The sequence below is a fragment of the Streptomyces sp. NPDC004065 genome, from assembly GCF_044903565.1.
GTDB lineage: Bacteria > Actinomycetota > Actinomycetes > Streptomycetales > Streptomycetaceae > Streptomyces.
This window is the reverse complement of record NZ_JBJDQT010000001.1, coordinates 88,882-108,417: the sequence shown is the minus strand read 5'-3', so window position 1 is coordinate 108,417 and position 19,536 is coordinate 88,882. Positions and strand designations below refer to the sequence as shown.

The 19,536-nt window shown below is 74.4% G+C and carries 10 protein-coding genes; 7 read left to right on the top strand and 3 right to left on the bottom strand.

What is annotated here, in order from left to right:
• Window positions 1–24: 24 nt before the first annotated feature.
• The 3 genes from ACI2LW_RS00500 to moeZ all read left to right on the top strand — a co-directional run bounded on the left by ACI2LW_RS00500 (window position 25) and on the right by moeZ (window position 2,966).
• On the top strand, window positions 25–987 hold the full coding sequence (locus ACI2LW_RS00500; RefSeq protein ID WP_404728897.1) for an NAD-dependent epimerase/dehydratase family protein: 963 nt from the start codon (window positions 25–27) through the stop codon (window positions 985–987).
• On the top strand, window positions 975–1,724 hold the full coding sequence (locus tag ACI2LW_RS00495; RefSeq protein WP_404728896.1) for a spherulation-specific family 4 protein: 750 nt from the start codon (window positions 975–977) through the stop codon (window positions 1,722–1,724). The genes ACI2LW_RS00500 and ACI2LW_RS00495 overlap by 13 nt, the downstream gene beginning before the upstream one ends.
• A gap of 63 nt (window positions 1,725–1,787) precedes the next feature.
• Window positions 1,788–2,966, top strand: coding sequence for an adenylyltransferase/sulfurtransferase MoeZ (moeZ, locus tag ACI2LW_RS00490; RefSeq protein ID WP_404728895.1), 1,179 nt, complete (start codon window positions 1,788–1,790; stop codon window positions 2,964–2,966).
• Window positions 2,967–3,034: 68 nt separating this feature from the next.
• Here the strand turns inward: moeZ and ACI2LW_RS00485 are convergent, their stop codons facing one another.
• The 3 genes from ACI2LW_RS00485 to ACI2LW_RS00475 all read right to left on the bottom strand — a co-directional run bounded on the left by ACI2LW_RS00485 (window position 3,035) and on the right by ACI2LW_RS00475 (window position 9,397).
• The gene (locus ACI2LW_RS00485; RefSeq protein WP_404729479.1) at window positions 3,035–4,582 is read right to left on the bottom strand and encodes an alpha/beta hydrolase; all 1,548 of its coding nucleotides are present in this window, start codon (window positions 4,580–4,582) and stop codon (window positions 3,035–3,037) included.
• Between the two features lie 164 nt (window positions 4,583–4,746).
• Window positions 4,747–6,291: an alpha/beta hydrolase gene (locus ACI2LW_RS00480; protein WP_404728894.1), complete on the bottom strand. Its 1,545-nt coding sequence runs from the start codon at window positions 6,289–6,291 to the stop codon at window positions 4,747–4,749.
• A gap of 130 nt (window positions 6,292–6,421) precedes the next feature.
• Complete coding sequence (locus ACI2LW_RS00475; RefSeq protein ID WP_404728893.1) at window positions 6,422–9,397, bottom strand: lysylphosphatidylglycerol synthase domain-containing protein; 2,976 nt, start codon at window positions 9,395–9,397, stop codon at window positions 6,422–6,424.
• Between the two features lie 186 nt (window positions 9,398–9,583).
• On the opposite strand from ACI2LW_RS00475, the gene ACI2LW_RS00470 reads away from it, so the two are divergent.
• From ACI2LW_RS00470 to ACI2LW_RS00455, 4 genes are all read left to right on the top strand, one after another.
• Window positions 9,584–9,997, top strand: a complete 414-nt coding sequence (locus ACI2LW_RS00470; RefSeq protein ID WP_404728892.1) for an MGMT family protein — start codon at window positions 9,584–9,586, stop codon at window positions 9,995–9,997.
• 428 nt (window positions 9,998–10,425) lie between these two features.
• Window positions 10,426–13,953, top strand: a complete 3,528-nt coding sequence (locus ACI2LW_RS00465) for an ATP-dependent helicase (protein ID WP_404728891.1) — start codon at window positions 10,426–10,428, stop codon at window positions 13,951–13,953.
• A gap of 376 nt (window positions 13,954–14,329) precedes the next feature.
• The gene (locus ACI2LW_RS00460; protein ID WP_404728890.1) at window positions 14,330–18,034 is read left to right on the top strand and encodes a UvrD-helicase domain-containing protein; all 3,705 of its coding nucleotides are present in this window, start codon (window positions 14,330–14,332) and stop codon (window positions 18,032–18,034) included.
• A gap of 10 nt (window positions 18,035–18,044) precedes the next feature.
• Window positions 18,045–19,448: a dipeptidase gene (locus ACI2LW_RS00455; RefSeq protein ID WP_404728889.1), complete on the top strand. Its 1,404-nt coding sequence runs from the start codon at window positions 18,045–18,047 to the stop codon at window positions 19,446–19,448.
• Window positions 19,449–19,536 lie beyond the last annotated feature (88 nt).

Below are 19,536 nucleotides of genomic sequence, written 5' to 3'. Positions count from 1 at the left end.
AGCGCACACCCCGGGAGCCGCCCGATGAGGGTTCTGCTGATGGGAGCAGGCGGATACCTCGGCCGCTTCGTCGCCGACCGCCTGCTGGCCGACCCGGCCGTCCAGCTCACCGCACTCGGCCGCGGCGACGACGCCGACGTCCGCTTCGACCTCGCCACGGGCAGCCCCGGTGCGCTCACCCGCTTCCTGGACGCGGTGCACCCCGGCGTCGTCGTCAACTGCGCGGGCGCCACCCGGGGCGGCGCCCGTGACCTCACCCGGCACAACACGGTGGCCGTCGCCACCGTCTGCGAGGCGCTGCGCCGCAGCGGCTGCGGCGCGCGCCTGGTGCAGATCGGGTGCAGCGCCGAGTACGGCCCCAGCCAGCCCGGCTCCTCCACGGCCGAGGACGCCGTGCCCCGCCCCGGCGGCCCGTACGGTGTCAGCAAGCTCGCCGCCACCGAACTCGTGCTCGGCTCCGGCCTGGACGCCGTGGTGCTCCGCGTCTTCTCGCCCGCGGGGCCCGGCACCCCGGCCGGTTCACCGCTGGGCCGGCTCGCCGAGGCGATGCGCCGCGCCATGCAGTCCGGCGACGGCGAGCTCAAGCTGGGCGGCCTGGGCGCCCAGCGCGACTTCGTCGACGTCCGCGACGTGGCCCGCGCCGTGCACGCCGCCTCCCTCTCCGCCGCCCAGGGCGTCATCAACATCGGCTCCGGCCGCGCCGTCCGGCTCCGCGACGCGGCCACGATCCTGGCGCGCGTGGCCGGATACGGCGGTGCCCTCCACGAGGTCGACGCCCCGCCCGCCGGCCACCTCAGGTCCGCCATCGGGCACCCCCGCAACGATCCGGACCACCCGGCCCCGGTCGCGTACCCGTACCCCGACGGCTGCGGCAGTTGGCAGCAGGCCGATGTGCGCACCGCGCGCGACCGGCTCGGCTGGCGTCCCCGGATCAACCTCGAGGAGTCCCTCGCCGACATCTGGATGGAGGCGGCATGCCGTATCTGACCAGCGCCCCGGCGGGAATCTCCGGCACCGACGTCCGCACCGGCTTCGGCGTCCCCGGCTGCGCACACCCCCTGCTCGCCCAGACCGAGTGGAACACGCTCACCCGGCCGGGCGCGCCGCTGCACTGGGTCGTCCTCAATGTCGCCGACGGCCCCGGTGTGCGGCCCGACCCGCACTGCCTGGACGCGGCCGGGCGGCTGCGCAACGGGTGCGTACGCGTCCTCGGCCACCTCGACACCGCGCACGGCGCCCGCTCGCTGCCCGAGCTGATCGCGGAGGCGCACCGGTACCTGGAGTGGTACCGGGTCGACGGCTTCCTGCTGGACCGCTGCCCGGCCGGCCGCGACGCGCTGCCCGGGGTCCGCCGCGTCGTCGGTGCGCTGCGCGCGCTGCGTGACGATGCGCACATCGTGCTCGGGCACGGCACCCACCCGCACCCCGGCTACGCGGAGAACGCCGACCAGTTGGTCACCTTCCGCGGCCCGTGGAGCGAGTACCGCTGGTCGCAGGTGGCCGAGTGGACCGCGGACCACCCGCCCGAGCGCTTCTGCCACTTGGTGCACGGTGTCCCGCGCGGCCACCTCGAGGAGGCGCTGCGGGTCGCCCGCTGGCAGGGCGCCGCCACCATCTGGTTCACCGACCGCACCGACCGCGGCGGCCGGGCCGACCCGTGGGAGGCGCTGCCCGGCTACTGGGACGAGATCGTCTCGCGAGTCGGAACGGGTGTCTCGGAATGAAGAAGGCCGTGGCAGTGTTACGGGGAGAACAACCGTAGTGATTGACCGACCAACGGAGTCCCCGTGTCGCTGCCACCCCTGGTCGAGCCGGCCCCCGAGCTCACCGTAGACGAGGTCCGCAGGTACTCCCGCCACCTGATCATCCCCGACGTGGGCATGGACGGGCAGAAGCGGCTGAAGAACGCCAAGGTGCTGTGTGTGGGCGCCGGCGGGCTGGGTTCGCCGGCGCTGATGTACCTGGCGGCGGCGGGCGTCGGCACGCTCGGCATCGTGGAGTTCGACGAGGTCGACGAGTCGAACCTGCAGCGCCAGGTCATCCACAGCCAGGCCGACATCGGCCGCTCCAAGGCCGAGTCGGCGCGCGACACCGTCAAGGGCATCAACCCGTACGTGAACGTGGTCCTTCACGAGGAGCGGCTCGAGGCCGACAACGTGATGGACATCTTCAGCCAGTACGACCTCATCGTCGACGGCACGGACAACTTCGCGACCCGCTACCTGGTCAACGACGCGTGCGTGCTGCTGAACAAGCCGTACATCTGGGGCTCGATCTACCGCTTCGACGGTCAGGCCTCCGTCTTCTGGTCCGAGCACGGTCCCTGCTACCGCTGCCTCTACCCGGAGCCCCCGCCCCCCGGCATGGTGCCCTCCTGCGCCGAGGGCGGCGTCCTGGGCGTGCTGTGCGCGTCCATCGGCTCCATCCAGGTCAACGAGGCCATCAAGCTCCTGGCCGGCATCGGTGAGCCGCTGGTCGGCCGTCTGATGATCTACGACGCCCTGGAGATGCAGTACCGCCAGGTCAAGGTCCGCAAGGACCCGAACTGCGCGGTGTGCGGGGAGAACCCGACCGTCACCGAGCTCATCGACTACGAGGCCTTCTGCGGCGTCGTCTCCGAGGAGGCCCAGGCGGCGGCCGCCGACTCGACGATCACTCCCAAGCAGCTCAAGGAGTGGATCGACGACGGCGAGAACATCGAGATCATCGACGTCCGCGAGCCGAACGAGTACGAGATCGTCTCCATCCCGGGCGCCCGGCTGGTCCCCAAGAACGAGTTCCTCATGGGCACCGCCCTAGAGAGCCTGCCGCAGGACAAGAAGATCGTCCTGCATTGCAAGACGGGTGTCCGCAGTGCGGAAGTCCTCGCCGTCCTGAAGTCCGCGGGCTTCGCGGACGCCGTCCACGTCGGCGGCGGCGTCATCGGCTGGGTCAACCAGATCGAACCGCACAAGCCGGTGTACTGAGCGGCTTTCCCCAGCGAGGGGGTGGTGGGGGCTTCGGGTGCCGTGGGCGCCCGGAGCCCCCACCGTCGTCAGGAGCAGGTCTTGCCGTCCGGCGGGACCGTGCCCTGGAGCAGGTAGGTGTTCACCGTGGAGTCCACGCAGCGGCTTCCGCTGCCGTAGGCGCCGTGGCCCTCGCCCTTCCAGGTGAGCAGGACGCCGACGCCCTTGCCGAGTCCGTCGGCCATCTTCCGTGCGCCCTCGTACGGCGTCGCCGGGTCCCCCGTGTTGCCCACCACCAGGATGGGGGCCGCTCCCGGGGCGCTGACCTGCGGGTGGTCGTACTGTCCGGGCACCGGCCAGTCGTGGCACCAGCCGGCCGTGTCCCAGCCCATGAAGGCGCCGAACACGGGGGAGATCTTCTCGAAGCGGGGCAGCAGCCGCCTGGTCTGTTCGACGGTCGGCCGCTGCTTGTCGTCCAGGCACGATATGACCCGCTGCGAGTGGGTCGTCGTGCCGTAGTGGCCGGAGGTGTCCCGGTCGTTGTAGGCGTCGGCCAGGGACAGCAGTTCGGAGCCGTCTCCCCGCTCGGCGGCGGCGAGCGCGCTGGTCAGGGTGGGCCAGCTGTCCCTGCTGTAGAGCGGCAGCACGATGCCGGTGAGCGCCAGGGTCTGGGTGAGCTTCCGTCCGGAGGCGGCCGGCAGCGGCTTGGCGTCGATCCGCTTCAGCAGGTCCGCGATCTTCCGTGATCCCTGCCTCGGGTCCTGTCCGGTGGACTTCAGGTAGTCGTCCAGAGCCCGCTGGAAGCCCAGGGTCTGGTTCATCGCGTGGCCCACCGAGTCGGCGGTGGGGTCGACGACCGCGTCCAGGACCATCCGGCCCACGTGCCCGGGGAACAGGTGGGCGTACACGCCGCCGAGTTCGGTGCCGTAGGAGATGCCGAAGTAGTGCATCCGGCGGTCCCCGAGGACCTGGCGGAGCAGGTCCATGTCCCGCGCCGTGTCGGTGGTCGAGACGTGGGAGACCAGCCTGCCCGCGGCCTTCGCGCAGCCCTTGCCGAAGTCGGCGGCGTCCCGCAGGTAGGCCTGCTCCTCGGCCGGGGTGTCCGGGGTCGTGTCGACCCCTTCGGTGGCCTGGATGCGCCGGTCGCTGCGGCAGCGCACCCCCTCGCTGGCGGCGACCCCGCGCGGGTCCCAGCTCACCAGGTCGTACTGCTTGCGCAGCGCGCCGACCGCCGTGGCGTACGCCGGCATCGTGGCCACACCGGAGGCGCCGGGTCCGCCGAAGTTGAACAGCAGGGAGCCGGTGCGGTGTCCGGTGGCCTCGGCACGGATGACGGCGAGGCCGATGGTCTCGCCGTCCGGCCGGGACCAGTCCAGCGGCACCTTCAGCGTCGCGCACCGCCAGTCGTCGCCCGGCGTGGCGGACCGGGCGGTGGCGGTGCAGCGTTTCCAGTCCAGCCGCTGCCCGGTCAGGCGGGCGGGCAGGTCCGCGGTGGCCGTGGCGGGCGGCGACACGGACGACGGCGGACGCACGCCGCCCTTGCCGGTGTCCTCGTCCCCGCCCCCCGACGCCCCGCCGCACCCCGCCAGCAGTGCCGTCGCGGCGACGGCCGCCGTCCATCGCACGAAACGCGACATGTGCATCCCCCGTATCCGCTCCTGTGCTCCCCGCGGATGGCCCACGGGAAGCGGTCCTGCCATGGTAGGCGGATCCCGTCCGGCCGGTGACGGCCTGTGGATAACGCCTTGACCTGCTGTTTTGTCGCCGCTCTGCCGCTTTCAAGGGTTTGTGCGGCTGCCGGTCAGGAGCAGACGGAGCCGGCCGGGGGCACCTTCCCGTCGAGCAGGTAGCCGTTCACCGAGTTCTGCACGCACGGATTCCCGCTGCCGTAGGCGCCGTGTCCCTGGCCCTTCCAGGTGAGCTCGACGGCGACGCCCTTGCCAAGGGCGTCCACCATCTTCTTCGCGCCCGCGTAGGGCGTCGCAGGGTCGCCGGTGTTGCCCACGACGAGGATGGGCGCCGACCCGGGCGCGTGGACGTCCGGATGCTCGGCGGCGCCGGGCACGGCCCAGTCGGTGCAGCCGAGCATGCCCCAGGCCAGGAACTCGCCGAACAGCGGGGAGGCGGCCCGGAACTCGGGCAGCTTCCGCTCCACCTGGCCCACGTCGTAGCGCTGCTTGTCGTCGGCGCAGTTGATCGCGACGTTCGCCGAGGTGATGTTGCTGTACTCGCCGTTCTCGCTGCGGCCGTTCATCGCGTCGGACAGCAGCATGAGGATCCTGCCGTCGCCGGCGTACGCCTGCTGCAGCCCCTCGGTGAGCGGGCCCCACAGTTCCTTGGAGTACAGGGCCTGCGCGATGCCGTTCGTCGCCGCCGTCTGGGTCAGCCGGCGCGGGAAGATGCCCGGGATCGGCTTGGCGTCGAGGTTCCTCAGCAGCGCGGCGATGCGGTTCTCCACGTCCTGCGCGCTGTCGCCGACCGGGCACTTGGTGGACTTGGAGACGCAGTCACGCGCGAAGTTGTCCAGGGCGAGCTGGAAGCCCCTGGCCTGGCCGAGCGAGCTCTGCTCGGGGGTCTGGGTGGGGTCGACGACCGCGTCCAGGACGGCCCGGCCCACGTGCTTGGGGAACAGGTGGGCGTAGACGCCGCCGAGCTCCGTGCCGTACGAGATGCCGAAGTAGTACAGCTTGGGATCGCCCAGGACCTGCCGCATGAGATCCATGTCGCGCGCCGCGTCGGTGGTGCGCACATGCGGGAGGATCCTCGGCGCGTTCTCGTCGCAGCCGGCGTTGAACCGCTTGGTGTTGTCGAGGAAGGCGGTGCGCTCGGCGGCGTCGTCGGGGGTCGCGTCCTGCTGGAAGTACTGGTCGAGCTGGGCGTCGCTCTCGCAGCGCACGCCCGCGCTCCGCCCCACCCCCCGCGGGTCGAAGCTCACCAGGTCGTAGCGGGTGCGCAGCTTCTCGTAGTCCTGCCCCACCGCGGGCAGGGTGCTGACCCCCGAGCCGCCGGGACCGCCGAAGTTGAACACCAGCGAGCCGATGCGGGCGCCGGGACCGCTCGCCCTCGCCCGGATCAGCGCGATGCCGATCGTGTCCCCCTTGGGCTTGCCCCAGTCCAGCGGCGCCTTCATCGTGGCGCACTCCCACTTGCCCCCGTGGGGCAGCGGGGAGGGGGCCGGGCCGCCGCCCTCGGCCGCCGACGGGGCCGGGCAGTCCTTCCAGTCCAGCTTCTGGGCCGTCAGGTCACCGTCCTCGGAACCGCCGCCACCGCAGCCCGCCGCCGCTGCGGACAGCAGGACGGCGGCTGCGGTCAGGGCGGCGAGTCGCAGCCCGCGGGGGCTTGGCATACCCCCATCCTCGCGCCGCGGCCGCGCTCCCGCGCGGGACGCGGGCCGTCCGGGCGAGCGGCCCGGGCCGCCGCGGGCTTCGGGCGGCCCGGTGCGCGGGCGTCGAGCGGCCCGGTGCGCGGAACGTGATTTACAGCGATCCCTTGCGGGTCAGATGGTTGAAGGCCAGCCAGCCCGGCAGCACCGGCAGCCACAGGGTCAGCAGGCGGAACATCAGCACCGCCGGGGCGGCCACCTCCTTGGGCAGGCCCACGGCGATCAGACCGACCGTGAGGGTCGCCTCGACCGCGCCCACGCCGCCCGGGGTCGGGGCGGCCGAGCCCAGCGCGTTGCCGGCGAGGAAGACGACCGCGACGCTGGCGATGCTCACCGAGGTGGTGTGGTCGCCGAAGGCCCGGATCGAGGCGTCGAGGCACATCACGAAGCAGAAGGTCAGCAGCAGCATCCCGCCGATGCCGGTGACGAGCTTCTGCGGGCGCTGCAGCACGTCCAGCATGCGCGGGACCACACCGGCGAACAGCGACCGCACGCGCGTGGAGACGAACTTGCGCAGGAACGGCACGGAGGTGACCACCAGCACCAGCACCGCGACCGTCAGCAGGCCCGCGATGACCGTCCGGGACGGCGACAGCGAGGGCGTCTTCTCGGTGCCGGTCAGGTAGCCGAAGGACAGCAGCATCAGGATGTGGCAGCCGAGCCCGAACAGCTGCGAGGCGCCGACACTCGCCACCGCCAGCCCGGGCCGCACACCGGCCCGCTGCAGGAAACGCGTGTTGAGGGCCACACCGCCGACCGCGGCCGGCGCGACGATCTTCACGAAGGACCCGGCCACCTGCGCCGCCACGGTCCGCGGGAACGGCACCCGCTCCGGCACGAACCCCAGCAGGGCCATCGCCGCCGCCACATAGCTCAGCGCCGAGAACAGCACCGCCGCCAGCACCCAGCCCCACTGGGCGTTCGCGACCAGCGGCCCGAACTGGATGTGGGTGAGCTGGGTCAGCAGGTAGTACGCGCCGATGGCGCCCGCGATGAAGCTGATCAGCGTGCGCGGCCGTACCCGCTCCAGCCGGGCCGGCTCGACCGGCGCCTGCGGTCTGATCCGCAGCACCTGGTGGCGGATCTGGGTGAGCAGGTCCTCCTCACGGGCCTCCTCCACGGCCTCGTCGATGGCCCGCTTCTCCGCCCGCGCCTCGGCGCGCTCGGCCTTCTTGTCCTTCTTCTTCTCCTTCTCCCTGTCCGGCCCGTCGGGCTTTTCCAGTACGACGGGCCCGCCACCCTCCCCGGCAGCCCCGGCCGCCTCGGCCGCCTCGGCTCGGGCCTGTCTCGCCAGCCGGGAGGCCTCGAGGACCGCCTCGCGCTCGCGCTGGGCCCGTTCCCGGGCCAGCCGGCGCAGCGTCGCGCGGGTGCTCCGGGTCAGCGCGATGGGCTGCAGCATGGGCAGGCAGTCGGCGACCGCGTCGGGACCCAGGACCTCCACGGCGGAGGCCACGGCACGCCCGGCGCCCACCCGGAGGCCGAGCGTCGTCAGCAGCTGGGCGACGTCCATCCGCAGCAGCAGGTCACCGGCCGCGATCTCGCCGCCGCGCAGATCGGTGAGGATCACCCTGCCGGAACGATCCACCAGGATGGCGTCGCCCGCCAGCCTGCGGTGCGCGATCCGGCGCGACTGCAGGCACAGCACCTGCTCCCAGCTGTGGCGCAGCAGCTCGTCGGTGATCTCCTCGTCCGCCAGCGCGTCCAGCGTGCGTCCGCCGGTGTGCTCGTAGACCAGCATCACGGCGTCGGGGCCGAGCTCGGAGGTCGCGATCAGCTTGGGCGCGTTGGCGCCGGCCGCGATGGCCGCGTAGGCCAGCAGCGCCTCCTGCTCCAGGGCCTGGCGCAGCGACTGCAGGCTGCTGCGGGTGGCGAAGCCGCGCAGCGTGAGATTGCGCCACACCCGGTAGAAGAAGCCCTGCGCCTGCTGCTCGCGGTCGACGACCGTGACGTCCAGCGGCGGGCCGTCCTCCAGCGTGACGAAGTAGCGCCGGCCGCGGTCGGCGTCCGCGGTGTCCGGCGTCTCCTCGCGGGCCGCGCTCACCGGCCGGAATCCGACGGTCCGCAGTCCGGCCATCAGGGTCCGTCCGGTGGGGCGGACGTTCGGGGAGCCGACCGCGTAGAGCGTGCCGTAGGCGACGGTCCATCCGATCAGCACCGTCAGGATGATCGAGAACGGCGTCGTGTAACCGGTGACCAGCATCGAGAAGGCGTCGAGCAGCAGCACGATCCACAGCACCGCGCGCCACCGCGGCCTGCGGGACATGCCGACGGCGGTCATGTACGCGATGACGGGCGCCAGGTAGCCGTGCACCGGGTCGGTCAGGGCGTGGATGTCGCCGGGGGAGGGCTGGGTGAGGGCCTCCTGGATGGACGGCGGGGCGGCCTTGGCGACCCACAGGTCGGTGGTGAGCGTCACTCCGTGCGCGAGGACCGCCGCCAGCACGCCGTCGGCGATGCGCAGTCCGTCCCGCTTGATCAGCCGCTCGATCGCGAAGGCGACCGGCACCAGCAGGATCGCGATGCTGGAGGCCAGGCCGGCGATCTTGATGAGCAGGTCGGGCGCCTGCCCGGTGCCCTTGTTGATGTCCTGTTCGAGACCTGATGTGGTGCCGTGCGCGAAGGCGGCGATCGCCAGCAGGACGGCGATGCCGAGTACGCCCACCAGCAGCCGCATGAGATCGGAGGGGCGGTGCACGCGCGCGGGGAGCAGGGGCTCGTCGCCCTCGACCTCGTCGATGTCCGTCACTTCGGCGCCCTCGCCGGACCTCCTCCGTGCGGCCGCGGCCTTCCTCCCCGTCTCGGCGTTCCCCTTGCCGGCCGGGTCCCGGCGGTCCTGTCCGCCCGCCGGCTCCCGGCCGTCCTCACGGTCCTCCGCGCCCGCCGCCTGCCGACGGCCTCCACGGTCCTCCGCGCCCGCCGTCTCCGAACGGTCCTCAGCGCCCGCCGTCTCCGGACGGTCCTGGCCGGCGGTCGCCCGCGGGTCCGCGCCTGCCGTGTCGCCGGTGCCGGGGCGCGACGAGACCCCAGAGGTGCCCTCCGCGTCATCGGGGTGCACACCCTGCTGCTTCATGGTCTCTTCTTGGTCTCGTATCACCGGTCACCGCCCGCACGATGGTGGCATGCCCCACCGACACACGGGGACATCAGGGTGCATATGCGGGGTCGCACAGTCTGCCCGAAGTGTCGCGCCGAGGCGAGGGGCCCACCCCGTCACGGGCGCGTCCCACTGTCGGTGGGGTGGGGCAGGATGGGGCGGATGAGCGAAGTGAGCCTTCCGGACGGGCACGGCGCGGAACGTGCCCCGGGCGACGGTGCCGCGCGGGACCCCGGCGCCCTGCCGCCGTACGCCGAACGGGTCCTGGAGGTCGCCGAGTCGATCCCGCCGGGGCGCGTCATGACGTACGGCGACGTCGCCGAGTGGCTCGAGGAGGGCGGGCCCCGGCAGGTCGGCCGGGTGATGGCCCTGTACGGCGGGGCCGTCCCGTGGTGGCGGGTGGTCCGCGCCGACGGCGTGCTGCTTCCGGGGCACGAACTGCGCGCCCTCGCCCACTACCGCACCGAGGGCACACCTTTGAGGGAGGCGGGCGGATCGGCCGGGGACCACGTGCCGCGTCTCGACATGAGGCGGGCCCGGTGGGACGGCGGCGAACGTGCGCGGGGTCACACCTGACAGCTTCCGCCATCCGGCGCCGCGACGGGGAGCCCGCCGACCGTACGGGGAAATACGGGCACCCGCCCGGCATGCCGTACGTTCGTGCGTCGAGAGACACGCGTGACGGCGGCGCCCGGAGGGAGCGGCGGGAGCGAGGGGACCAGCTTGACGCAGGAGACAGACGCGACTGTCGCGACGTTCGGGACCGACGGGACTGACCGGACTGATGGGACCGACGAGACCCAGGCGACCGGCGGAACCGTTGGGACCGCCGGGAAGAAGGGGAAGCCCTGCTTCCGGCCCCGGCACCGGCGTACCGTCGGCTGCGCGTGTCCCCCTCACCTCGCGGCCACCGCCCGTCCCGTCCGGCGGCCCGTCCACGCGACCGCGGCCCCGCGCGCCGCACCCGACAGACCCGAGAACACCCACCAGGACCGGCGAACCACGTGAGCTCCTCTTCCTCCACCAGACGCCTGCCGCACTCCCAGGTGCGTCAGGGGAGCCGTGGCGCCTACCGACTGGTGCGTACCCCGCCGGCCCGGCCGGACCCCCCTCGTCTGGACGCGGCACAGCGCGCCGTGGTTGACCACGCCTCCGGTCCGCTGCTCGTCCTCGCCGGCCCCGGCACCGGCAAGACCACCACGCTGGTCGAGTCCGTCGCCGCACGGACGGCCCGCGGCACGGACCCCGAGCGCATCCTGGTGCTGACCTTCAGCCGCAAGGCGGCCGTCGAACTGCGCGACCGCATGGCGCTGCGCACCGGGGCGGCACGCGCGCCCCGCGCGACCACCTTCCACTCCTTCTGCTACGCCCTGGTCCGCGCCCACCAGGACAGCGACCTGTTCGTGGAGCCGCTGCGCCTGCTCAGCGGCCCCGAGCAGGACGTCACCGTACGGGAACTGCTCGCGGGCCACGTCGACCTGGAGCGGCTGGGCCTGGCGCACCTGCGCTGGCCGGACGAGCTGCGCGCCTGCCTGACCACCCGGGGCTTCGCCGACGAGGTCCGCGCGGTCCTGGCCCGCAGCCGCGAGCTGGGCCTCGGACCCGGCGAGCTGGCGGCGTTCGCGCGCCGCATCGGCCGCCCCGACTGGCAGGCCGCGTCCGCCTTCCTCGCCGAGTACCTCGACGTCCTCGACCTCCAGGGCGTGCTCGACTACGCCGAACTCGTCCACCGCGCGGTGCTGCTCGCCCAGCGCCCCGAGGTCGCCGCGCAGCTCGCCGCCCAGTACGACGCGGTCTACGTCGACGAGTACCAGGACACCGATCCGGCCCAGGTACGGCTGCTGCGCGCCCTGGCCGGAGGCGGCCGCACGCTGCTCGCCTTCGGCGACCCCGACCAGTCGATCTACGCCTTCCGGGGCGCGGACGTGAACGGCATCCTGCAGTTCCCGCAGACCTTCCCGCGCGCGGACGGCCGGCCCGCGCCCGTGGAGGTGCTGCGCGTCTCCCGCCGCTCCGGCGCGGCCCTGCTGGCCGCGACCCGCCTGCTGACCCGGCGCATGCCGCTCACCCGGCTGCCCGCCGAGAAGGTGCGGGCGCACCGCGAGCTGACCGCGGTCCACGACGGTGGCCGCGTCGAGGTCTACACGTACCCGACGCCGGGCACCGAGGTGGACAACATCGCCGACATCCTGCGCCGGGCCCACCTCGAGGACGGGGTTCCCTGGGGCGAGATGGCGGTCCTGGTGCGGGCCGGCGCCCGCAGCCTGCCCACGCTGCGCCGCGCCCTGACGGCCGCCGGCGTGCCTGTGGAGGTCGACGGCGACGACCTGCCCCTGCGCCACGAACCGGCGGTCGCGCCCCTGCTGACGGCGCTGCGCGCGGTGGCCACGGCCGAAGCGGCCCGGCGGCCCGGCGACGAGCCGACGACCGCACGGCGCGGCGACCAGCCCGGCACCGGGGGCGAGGCGCACGCGGAGGGCACGGAAACCGGGGGAGCGGGCGCCACGGCGGCGGACGTCGGCGTGACGGACGCGGAGCCGGATGCCGACGCGCCCGGCATCGGGACGCCGGATGCCGACGCGCCCGACATCGAGACGCCGGATGCCGACGCGCCCGGCGCCGGAGAGGCGCAGGCGGCTGCCGAAGGTGCTCCGGAGTGCTGGCTCGACACCGAGACCGCCCTCGCCCTCCTCGCCTCCCCGCTGGCCGGCATGGACACCGCCGACCTGCGCCGCCTCGGCCGCGCCCTGCGCGAGGAGGAGCGCACCGCGGGCAACCCCCTGCCGCCGCCCTCGGACCAGCTCCTCGCCCGGGCGCTCGCCGAACCCGAGCGGCTGGTCGCCCACGACCCCGCCTACGCGCGCGGCGCCCAGCGCCTGGGCGCCCTGCTCGCCAGGGCCAGACGGCGTCTGGCCGAGGGCGGCACCGCCGAGGAGGCGCTGTGGGACCTGTGGGAGGGCACGCCGTGGCCCACCCGCCTGGAGCGCGCCTCCCGGCGCGGCGGCGCCGCCGGGCGCAACGCCGACCGGGACCTGGACGCCGTGTGCGCCCTGTTCGCGACCGCGGCGCGCGCCGAGGAGCGCACCGGCGGCCGGGGCGCCCTGAACTTCCTGGAGGAGATCGAGGCACAGGACATCGCCGCCGACACGCTCACCCGGCGGGCCGTACGCCCCGACGCGGTGCGTCTGATGACCGCGCACCGCTCCAAGGGCCTGCAGTGGCGCCTGGTGGTCGTGGCAGGCGTGCAGGAGGGCCTGTGGCCCGACCTGCGCCGCCGCGGCTCCCTGCTGGAGGCCGACCGCATCGGCCGCGACGGACTCGCCGAGCCCCTCACGCCCGGCGCGCTGCTGAGCGAGGAACGCCGCCTGTTCTACGTCGCCGCCACGCGCGCGCGGGAGCGTCTCGTCGTCACCGCGGTGAAGGCCCCCGCCGACGACGGCGACCAGCCCTCCCGCTTCCTCGCCGAACTCGGCGTGGAGCCCGTCGACGTCACGGGCCGCCCGCGCCGCCCGCTGTCCGTGGCGGCGCTGGTCGCCGAGCTGCGCGCCACGACGGTGGACCCGCGCGCCTCCGACGCCCTCAGACGGGCCGCCGCGCACCGGCTGGCCCGGCTGGCGGCGCTCGCCGACGACGAGGGCCGCCCACTGGTCCCCTCGGCGCACCCGTACCGCTGGTGGGGCATGGACGAACCGACCGAGAGCAAGGTGCCGCTGCGCGACCGCGACCAGCCCGTGGTGCTCTCCGGCAGCGCCCTGGACCAGCTCGCCAACACCTGCGCCCTCCAGTGGTTCCTCGGCCGGGAGGTGAAGGCCGACGCCCCCGCCACCGCGGCGCAGGGCTTCGGCAACGTGGTGCACGTGCTGGCCGACGAGGTCGCCTCCGGGCGCACCCCCGCCGACCTCGACGTGCTCATGGAGCGCCTGGAGACGGTGTGGAACGCGCTGGCCTTCGACGCGCCGTGGAAGTCGGCGCAGGAGAAGGAGCACGCGCGCGTGGCGCTCGAACGGTTCCTGAAGTGGCACGTCCTGGAGCGGGCCGGCCGCACGCCGGTGGCCAGTGAGCACGACTTCGACGTCACCCTGGAGGCGGGCGGTTTCCAGGTGCGTGTGCGCGGCTCCATGGACCGGGTGGAGACCGACGGCGAGGGCCGCGCCTATGTCGTCGACTTCAAGACCGGCAAGCAGGCGCCCACCTCGGCCGAGGTGGCCCGCCATCCCCAGCTGGCCGTCTACCAGCTCGCTGTCCGCGAGGGCGCCGTCGACGAGGCGTTCGGCGGGACACGCCCCGCGCCGGGCGGCGCCGAACTCGTCCAGCTGCGCCAGGGCGCGGCGCGGCGGGACGGCGGCGACGGCCTGCCCAAGGTGCAGGCGCAGGAGCCGCCGGAGGGGGAGTGGGCGGGCGAACTGCTGGCCACGGCCGCCGCCAAGGTCCTCGACGAGCGGTTCACCCCGACGGCCGGCCAGCACTGCGCGCACTGCGCGTTCCGCGCCTCGTGCAGCGCCCGGCCGGAGGGACGGCACGTGGTCGAGTGAGCCGCGGGCCGCGTGGTCCGGGTGGCCCGTGCGGCCCTGCGGCCCTACGGCCCGGTGTGGTCCGCGGCGCCGCACGGGCGGCGGGCCGAGTCGTCCGCGGGCCCACGGGCGGCGGGCCGAGTCGTCCGCGGGCCCACGGGCGGATGGAGCGGTGGGGGCGGGGCGGTCGGGGCGGCGGGTTCGGGCGGACGGGCCCGGCGGCCGCGCGGGTGCGGGGCGGACGGACCGGTGGGCGCGTGGTGGCGGACCGGGTGGCGTGGCTGCCGGGGCACCGCACCCGCGTGACGAACGGCACCACGTGTGCTGACCTGCGTTTCCTCCGGCCCGCAGGACGATCCGGCACCGGCTGTCAGTACCCGCCGCTAGCCTCTTCGGCGTGCCCGCCCGTATCACCGACCCCGAGCAGCTCAAGGAGCTCCTAGGGATCCCGTTCACCCCGGAGCAGACGGCCTGCATCACCGCGCCGCCCGCCCCGCAGGTGATCGTGGCCGGCGCCGGGTCCGGCAAGACGACCGTGATGGCGGCCCGCGTGGTGTGGCTGGTCGGCACCGGCCAGGTGGCCCCCGAGCAGGTCCTCGGTCTGACGTTCACCAACAAGGCCGCCGGAGAACTCGCCGAGCGCGTCCGCAAGGCGCTGGTGCGGGCGGGCGTGACCGACCCCGACGCGATCGACCCGGACCATCCGCCCGGCGAGCCGGCGATCTCCACGTACCACGCCTTCGCCGGCCGTCTGCTCACCGACCACGGCCTGCGCATCGGACTGGAGCCCACCGCCCGGCTGCTGGCCGACGCCACCCGCTACCAGCTCGCCGCCCGGGTGCTGCGCGAGGCCCCCGGCCCGTACCCGTCGCTCACCCGCTCGTTCCCGGACCTGGTCGGGGACCTCCTCGCCCTCGACGCCGAGCTGGCCGAACACCTGGTGCGCCCGGAGCGGCTGCGCGCCTGGGACGCGGAGCTGCTGCTCACCCTCCAGGGCGCCAAGCTCAGCAACGCCGATCTGCGCAAGGTCCCCGAGACCGCCGCCGCCCGCCGGGAACTGGCCGAACTGGTGCTGCGCTACCGGGACGCCAAGCGCGAGCGCGACCTGCTCGACTTCGGCGACCAGATCGCCTCCGCCGCGCGGCTCGCCCAGCTCCCCGAAGTGGGCCGTGCGCTGCGCGAGGAGTTCCGCGTGGTCCTGCTCGACGAGTACCAGGACACCTCGGTCGCCCAGCGCATCCTGCTCGCCGGCCTGTTCGGCGGCGGCACCGGCCATCCGGTGACCGCGGTGGGCGACCCCTGCCAGGCGATCTACGGATGGCGCGGTGCCTCCGTCGCCAACCTGGACGACTTCCCCGAGCACTTCCCGCACGCCGACGGCCGCCCCGCCACCCGCCAGGCGCTCAGCGAGAACCGCCGCAGCGGCGGCCGGCTCCTCGACCTCGCCAACGGCCTCGCCGAGCCGCTGCGCGCCATGCACGCGGGCGTGGAGGCACTGCGCCCCGCACCCGGCGCCGAGCGCGACGGCCTGGTGCGCTGCGCGCTGCTGCGCACCCACGCCGAGGAGATCGAGTGGCTCGCCGACTCCATCGCCCATCTCGTGGGCACCGGGAAGGCGCCCGGTGAGATCGCCGTGCTGTGCCGTACGGCGACCGACTTCGCCGAGATCCAGGGCGCCCTCGTCGCCCGTGACGTCCCGGTCGAGGTGGTCGGCCTGTCCGGGCTGCTGCACCTGCCCGAGGTCGCCGACCTCGTCGCCGTCTGCGAGGTCCTGCAGGACCCCGGGGCCAACGCCTCGCTGGTACGGCTGCTGACCGGCCCGCGCTGGCGCATCGGCGCGCGCGACCTCGCGCTCCTCGGGCGCAGGGCGCGGCTGCTGGTCGCGCACGCGCACGCGCACGCGCGCGCGGACGCCGCCGACGACCCGGACCGGCGGCTCGCCGAGGCCGTCGAGGGCGTCGACCCGGCCGAGGTGGTCTCGCTCGCGGACGCCCTCGACACCTTCCTGGAGTCCCCCCTGGACGGAGCCGGGGAGGACGACGGGCTCCCCTTCTCACCGGACGCGCGCGTGCGGTTCGCCCGGCTCGCCGCCGAACTGCGCGACCTGCGCCGCTCGCTGGCCGACCCCCTGATGGACGTACTGCACCGGGTCCTGGCCGTCACCGGCCTGGAGGTCGAGCTGGCGGCCTCGCCGCACGCCCTGGCGGCCCGCCGCCGGGAGACCCTGTCGAACTTCCTGGACGTCGCCGCCTCCTTCGCCGCGAACGAGCCCGAGGCGAGCCTGCTCGCCTTCCTCGGCTTCCTGCGCACCGCCGCCCAGTACGAGAAGGGCCTGGACAACGCGCTCCCGGGCGGTGAGAACACCGTCAAGGTGCTCACCGCGCACAAGTCCAAGGGCCTGGAGTGGGACGTCGTCGCCGTCCCCGGCCTGGTCGAGGGGACCTTCCCCAGCGGCCAGGGCCGGGAGAAGTGGACCAGCCAGGGCAAGGTGCTGCCCCACGCCCTGCGCGGCGACGCCGACACGCTGCCCGACGTGGACAGCTGGGACTCCCGGGGCCTGAAGGCCTTCCACGAGGCGATGAAGCAGCACCAGCGCACCGAGGAGCTGCGGCTCGGCTACGTCACGTTCACCCGTCCCCGCTCGCTGCTGCTCGGCTCCGGTCACTGGTGGGGCCCCAGCCAGAAGAAGCCCCGCGGCCCCTCCGCCTTCCTCCAGGCGCTGTACGACCACTGCGCCGCCGGGTACGGCGAGATCGAGGCCTGGGCGGACGCGCCGGAGGAGGGTGAGGAGAACCCCGCTCTGCACCGGTCCGCCGCCGAGCAGGTGTGGCCGCTGCCGCTGGACGAGGCGGCCATGGCACGCCGCCGCGCCGCCGCGCGGACCGTCCTCGCCCACCTGGAGGACCTGGCCACCCGCGGGACGGGGCGCCCGACGGCGGCCCACGACCCCGACGCCCACGACGACCCCGACTGGCCCCCGCCACCCGAGGACGAGGAACCGCCGTACGACGAGCCGCCCCACGACGAGCCCCCGTACGACGAGCCCCTGTACGGCGCATTCCTGGATGACGAGCCGCCCCACGACGAGCCGCCGTACGACACACCGCCCCACGACGACGACCTCCCCCACGACCAGGCCGCCTCTCACGGCCGCGCCTCCCACGAGGAGCCCGCCCCCCGCGGGCACGCCCCGCACCGAGGTCCGGGCGAGGGAGATCCCGGCGACGGAGACCCCGGTGACCGGGACTCCTGGACCACCGCGCGCCCCACGGTCCCGCACCAGGCGACCGCGCCCGGCCGTGCCTCCGTGCGCCCCCACCCCGCGCGCCCGCACCCCGCCGCACCGCGGTCCGCGCCCCTCACCCCCGAGGAGGCCCGTGTCGTCGCCTCCTGGGACCGGGACCTGGACGCGCTCGCCGGAGAACTCCAGCGCGCCCGCCGGCAGGTCACCGACGTCCCCCTGCCCGGCACGCTGACCGCCTCGCAGGTGATGCGGCTGGCCGCGGACCCGGAGGAGTTCGCCCGGGAACTCGCGCGCCCCATGCCGCGCCCCCCGCAGCCCGCCGCACGCCGGGGCACCCGCTTCCACGCCTGGGTGGAGAGCCGCTTCGAGGAACTGACCCTGCCCATGCTGGAACCCGAGGAGCTGCCCGGCTCCGACGCGGAGATCGCCGACGAGCGCGATCTGGAGGCGCTCAAGGACGCCTTCGAGCGCACCGAGTACGCGCACCGCACGCCCCACCGCGTCGAGGCCCCCTTCCAGCTGGAGGTGGCCGGCCGCGTGGTGCGCGGCCGGATCGACGCCGTCTACAAGGAGGGCGACGGCGACGAGGCGACGTACGAGATCGTGGACTGGAAGACGGGACGGGCGGGTACCGCCGACCCGCTGCAGCTCGCGCTGTACCGGCTGGCCTGGGCCGAGCGGCACGGCCTGCCGCTGGACCGCGTCACCGCCGCCTTCCTGTACGTGCGCAGCGGCGAGGTCGTGCGGCCGCCGTCCCTGCCGGACCGGGCCGCGCTGGAGCGGCTGCTGCTCCAGGAGCCGCCGGACGAGCCGGAGTGTGACGAACCGCCCGAACGGGATGCCTCCGCGGGCCGATAGGCTCGGGAGCATGAGCCCGACCCCGGACAGCGCCGTCCGTACGTACATCCAGCAGCACCGCACCGCCTTCCTCGACGACCTCGCCGCATGGCTGCGCATCCCCTCCGTGTCGGCGCAGCCCGACCACGCGCCCGACGTACGGCGCAGCGCCGACTGGCTCGCGGCCAAGCTCAAGGAGACCGGCTTCACCACCGCCGAGGTCTGGCCGACCGACGGCGCGCCCGCGGTCTTCGCCGAGTGGCCCTCCGACGACCCCGACGCCCCCACCGTCCTGGTCTACGGCCACCACGACGTGCAGCCCGCCGCCCGCGAGGACGGCTGGGACAGCGACCCCTTCGAGCCGGTCGTCCGGGAGGGCCGTCTGTACGCGCGCGGGGCGGCCGACGACAAGGGCCAGGTGTTCTTCCACACACTCGGCGTCCGTGCCCACCTCGCCGCCACCGGCCGTGCCGCCCCGGCCGTCCACCTGAAGCTGCTCGTGGAGGGCGAGGAGGAGTCCGGTTCCCCGCACTTCCGGGCCCTCGTCGAGAGCCGCGCCGACCGTCTGGCCGCCGACGCGGTGATCGTCTCCGACACCGGCATGTGGTCCGAGGACACCCCCACGGTGTGCACCGGCATGCGCGGCCTCGCCGAGTGCGAGATCCGCTTCTCCGGGCCCGCCCAGGACATCCACTCCGGCTCCTTCGGCGGCGCCGTGCCCAACCCGGCCACCGCGGCCGCCCGCCTCGTCGCCGCCCTGCACGACGAGCACGCGCGGGTGGCGATCCCCGGCTTCTACGACGGCGTGGTCGAACTCACCGACCGCGAACGCGAGCTGTTCGCCGAACTGCCCTTCGACGAGCAGAAGTGGCTGGACACCGCCAAGTCCCGCGCCACGTACGGCGAGGCCGGGTACACCACTCTCGAGCGCGTCTGGGCCCGTCCCACCGCCGAGGTCAACGGCATCGGCGGCGGCTACCAGGGACCCGGCAGCAAGACGGTCGTCCCCTCCACCGCGATGGTGAAGCTGTCCTTCCGCCTGGTGGCCGGGCAGGACCCCGACCACATCGAGAAGGCCGTCCGCGCCTGGGCCGCCGAGCAGGTGCCCGCCGGCATCCGCTGCGAGATCACCTTCGGATCGGCCACCCGCCCCTGCCTGACGCCGCTCGACCATCCCGCCCTGCGGTCCGTGGTCCGCGCCATGGGCCGCGCCTTCGGCACACCCGTCCGCTTCACCCGCGAGGGCGGCTCGGGTCCGGCGGCCGATCTCCAGGAGGTGCTCGGCGCGCCCGTGCTCTTCCTGGGCATCTCCGTGCCGTCCGACGGCTGGCACGCCCCGAACGAGAAGGTCGAACTCGACCTCCTGTTCAAAGGCGTCGAGACCAGCGCCTACCTGTGGGGCGACCTCGCCGAGCACTGGCGCGGCGCCCCCTGACGCACGCCTTGACCGGGGCGGTGACCCGGGCGGGGCACACTGGAAGGGCCGCCCCGCACCCGACGCCCCGCCGGCCCCGGTCGCCCGC

Coding starts and splice junctions, on each gene's coding strand:
- ACI2LW_RS00480 (WP_404728894.1), bottom strand. CDS start 6,291: ATGCCAAGCCCCCGCGGGCTGCGACTCGCCGCCCTGACCGCAGCCGCC.
- ACI2LW_RS00500 (WP_404728897.1), top strand. CDS start 25: ATGAGGGTTCTGCTGATGGGAGCAGGCGGATACCTCGGCCGCTTCGTC.
- ACI2LW_RS00495 (WP_404728896.1), top strand. CDS start 975: ATGCCGTATCTGACCAGCGCCCCGGCGGGAATCTCCGGCACCGACGTC.
- ACI2LW_RS00455 (WP_404728889.1), top strand. CDS start 18,045: ATGAGCCCGACCCCGGACAGCGCCGTCCGTACGTACATCCAGCAGCAC.
- ACI2LW_RS00475 (WP_404728893.1), bottom strand. CDS start 9,397: ATGAAGCAGCAGGGTGTGCACCCCGATGACGCGGAGGGCACCTCTGGG.
- ACI2LW_RS00470 (WP_404728892.1), top strand. CDS start 9,584: ATGAGCGAAGTGAGCCTTCCGGACGGGCACGGCGCGGAACGTGCCCCG.
- ACI2LW_RS00485 (WP_404729479.1), bottom strand. CDS start 4,582: ATGTCGCGTTTCGTGCGATGGACGGCGGCCGTCGCCGCGACGGCACTG.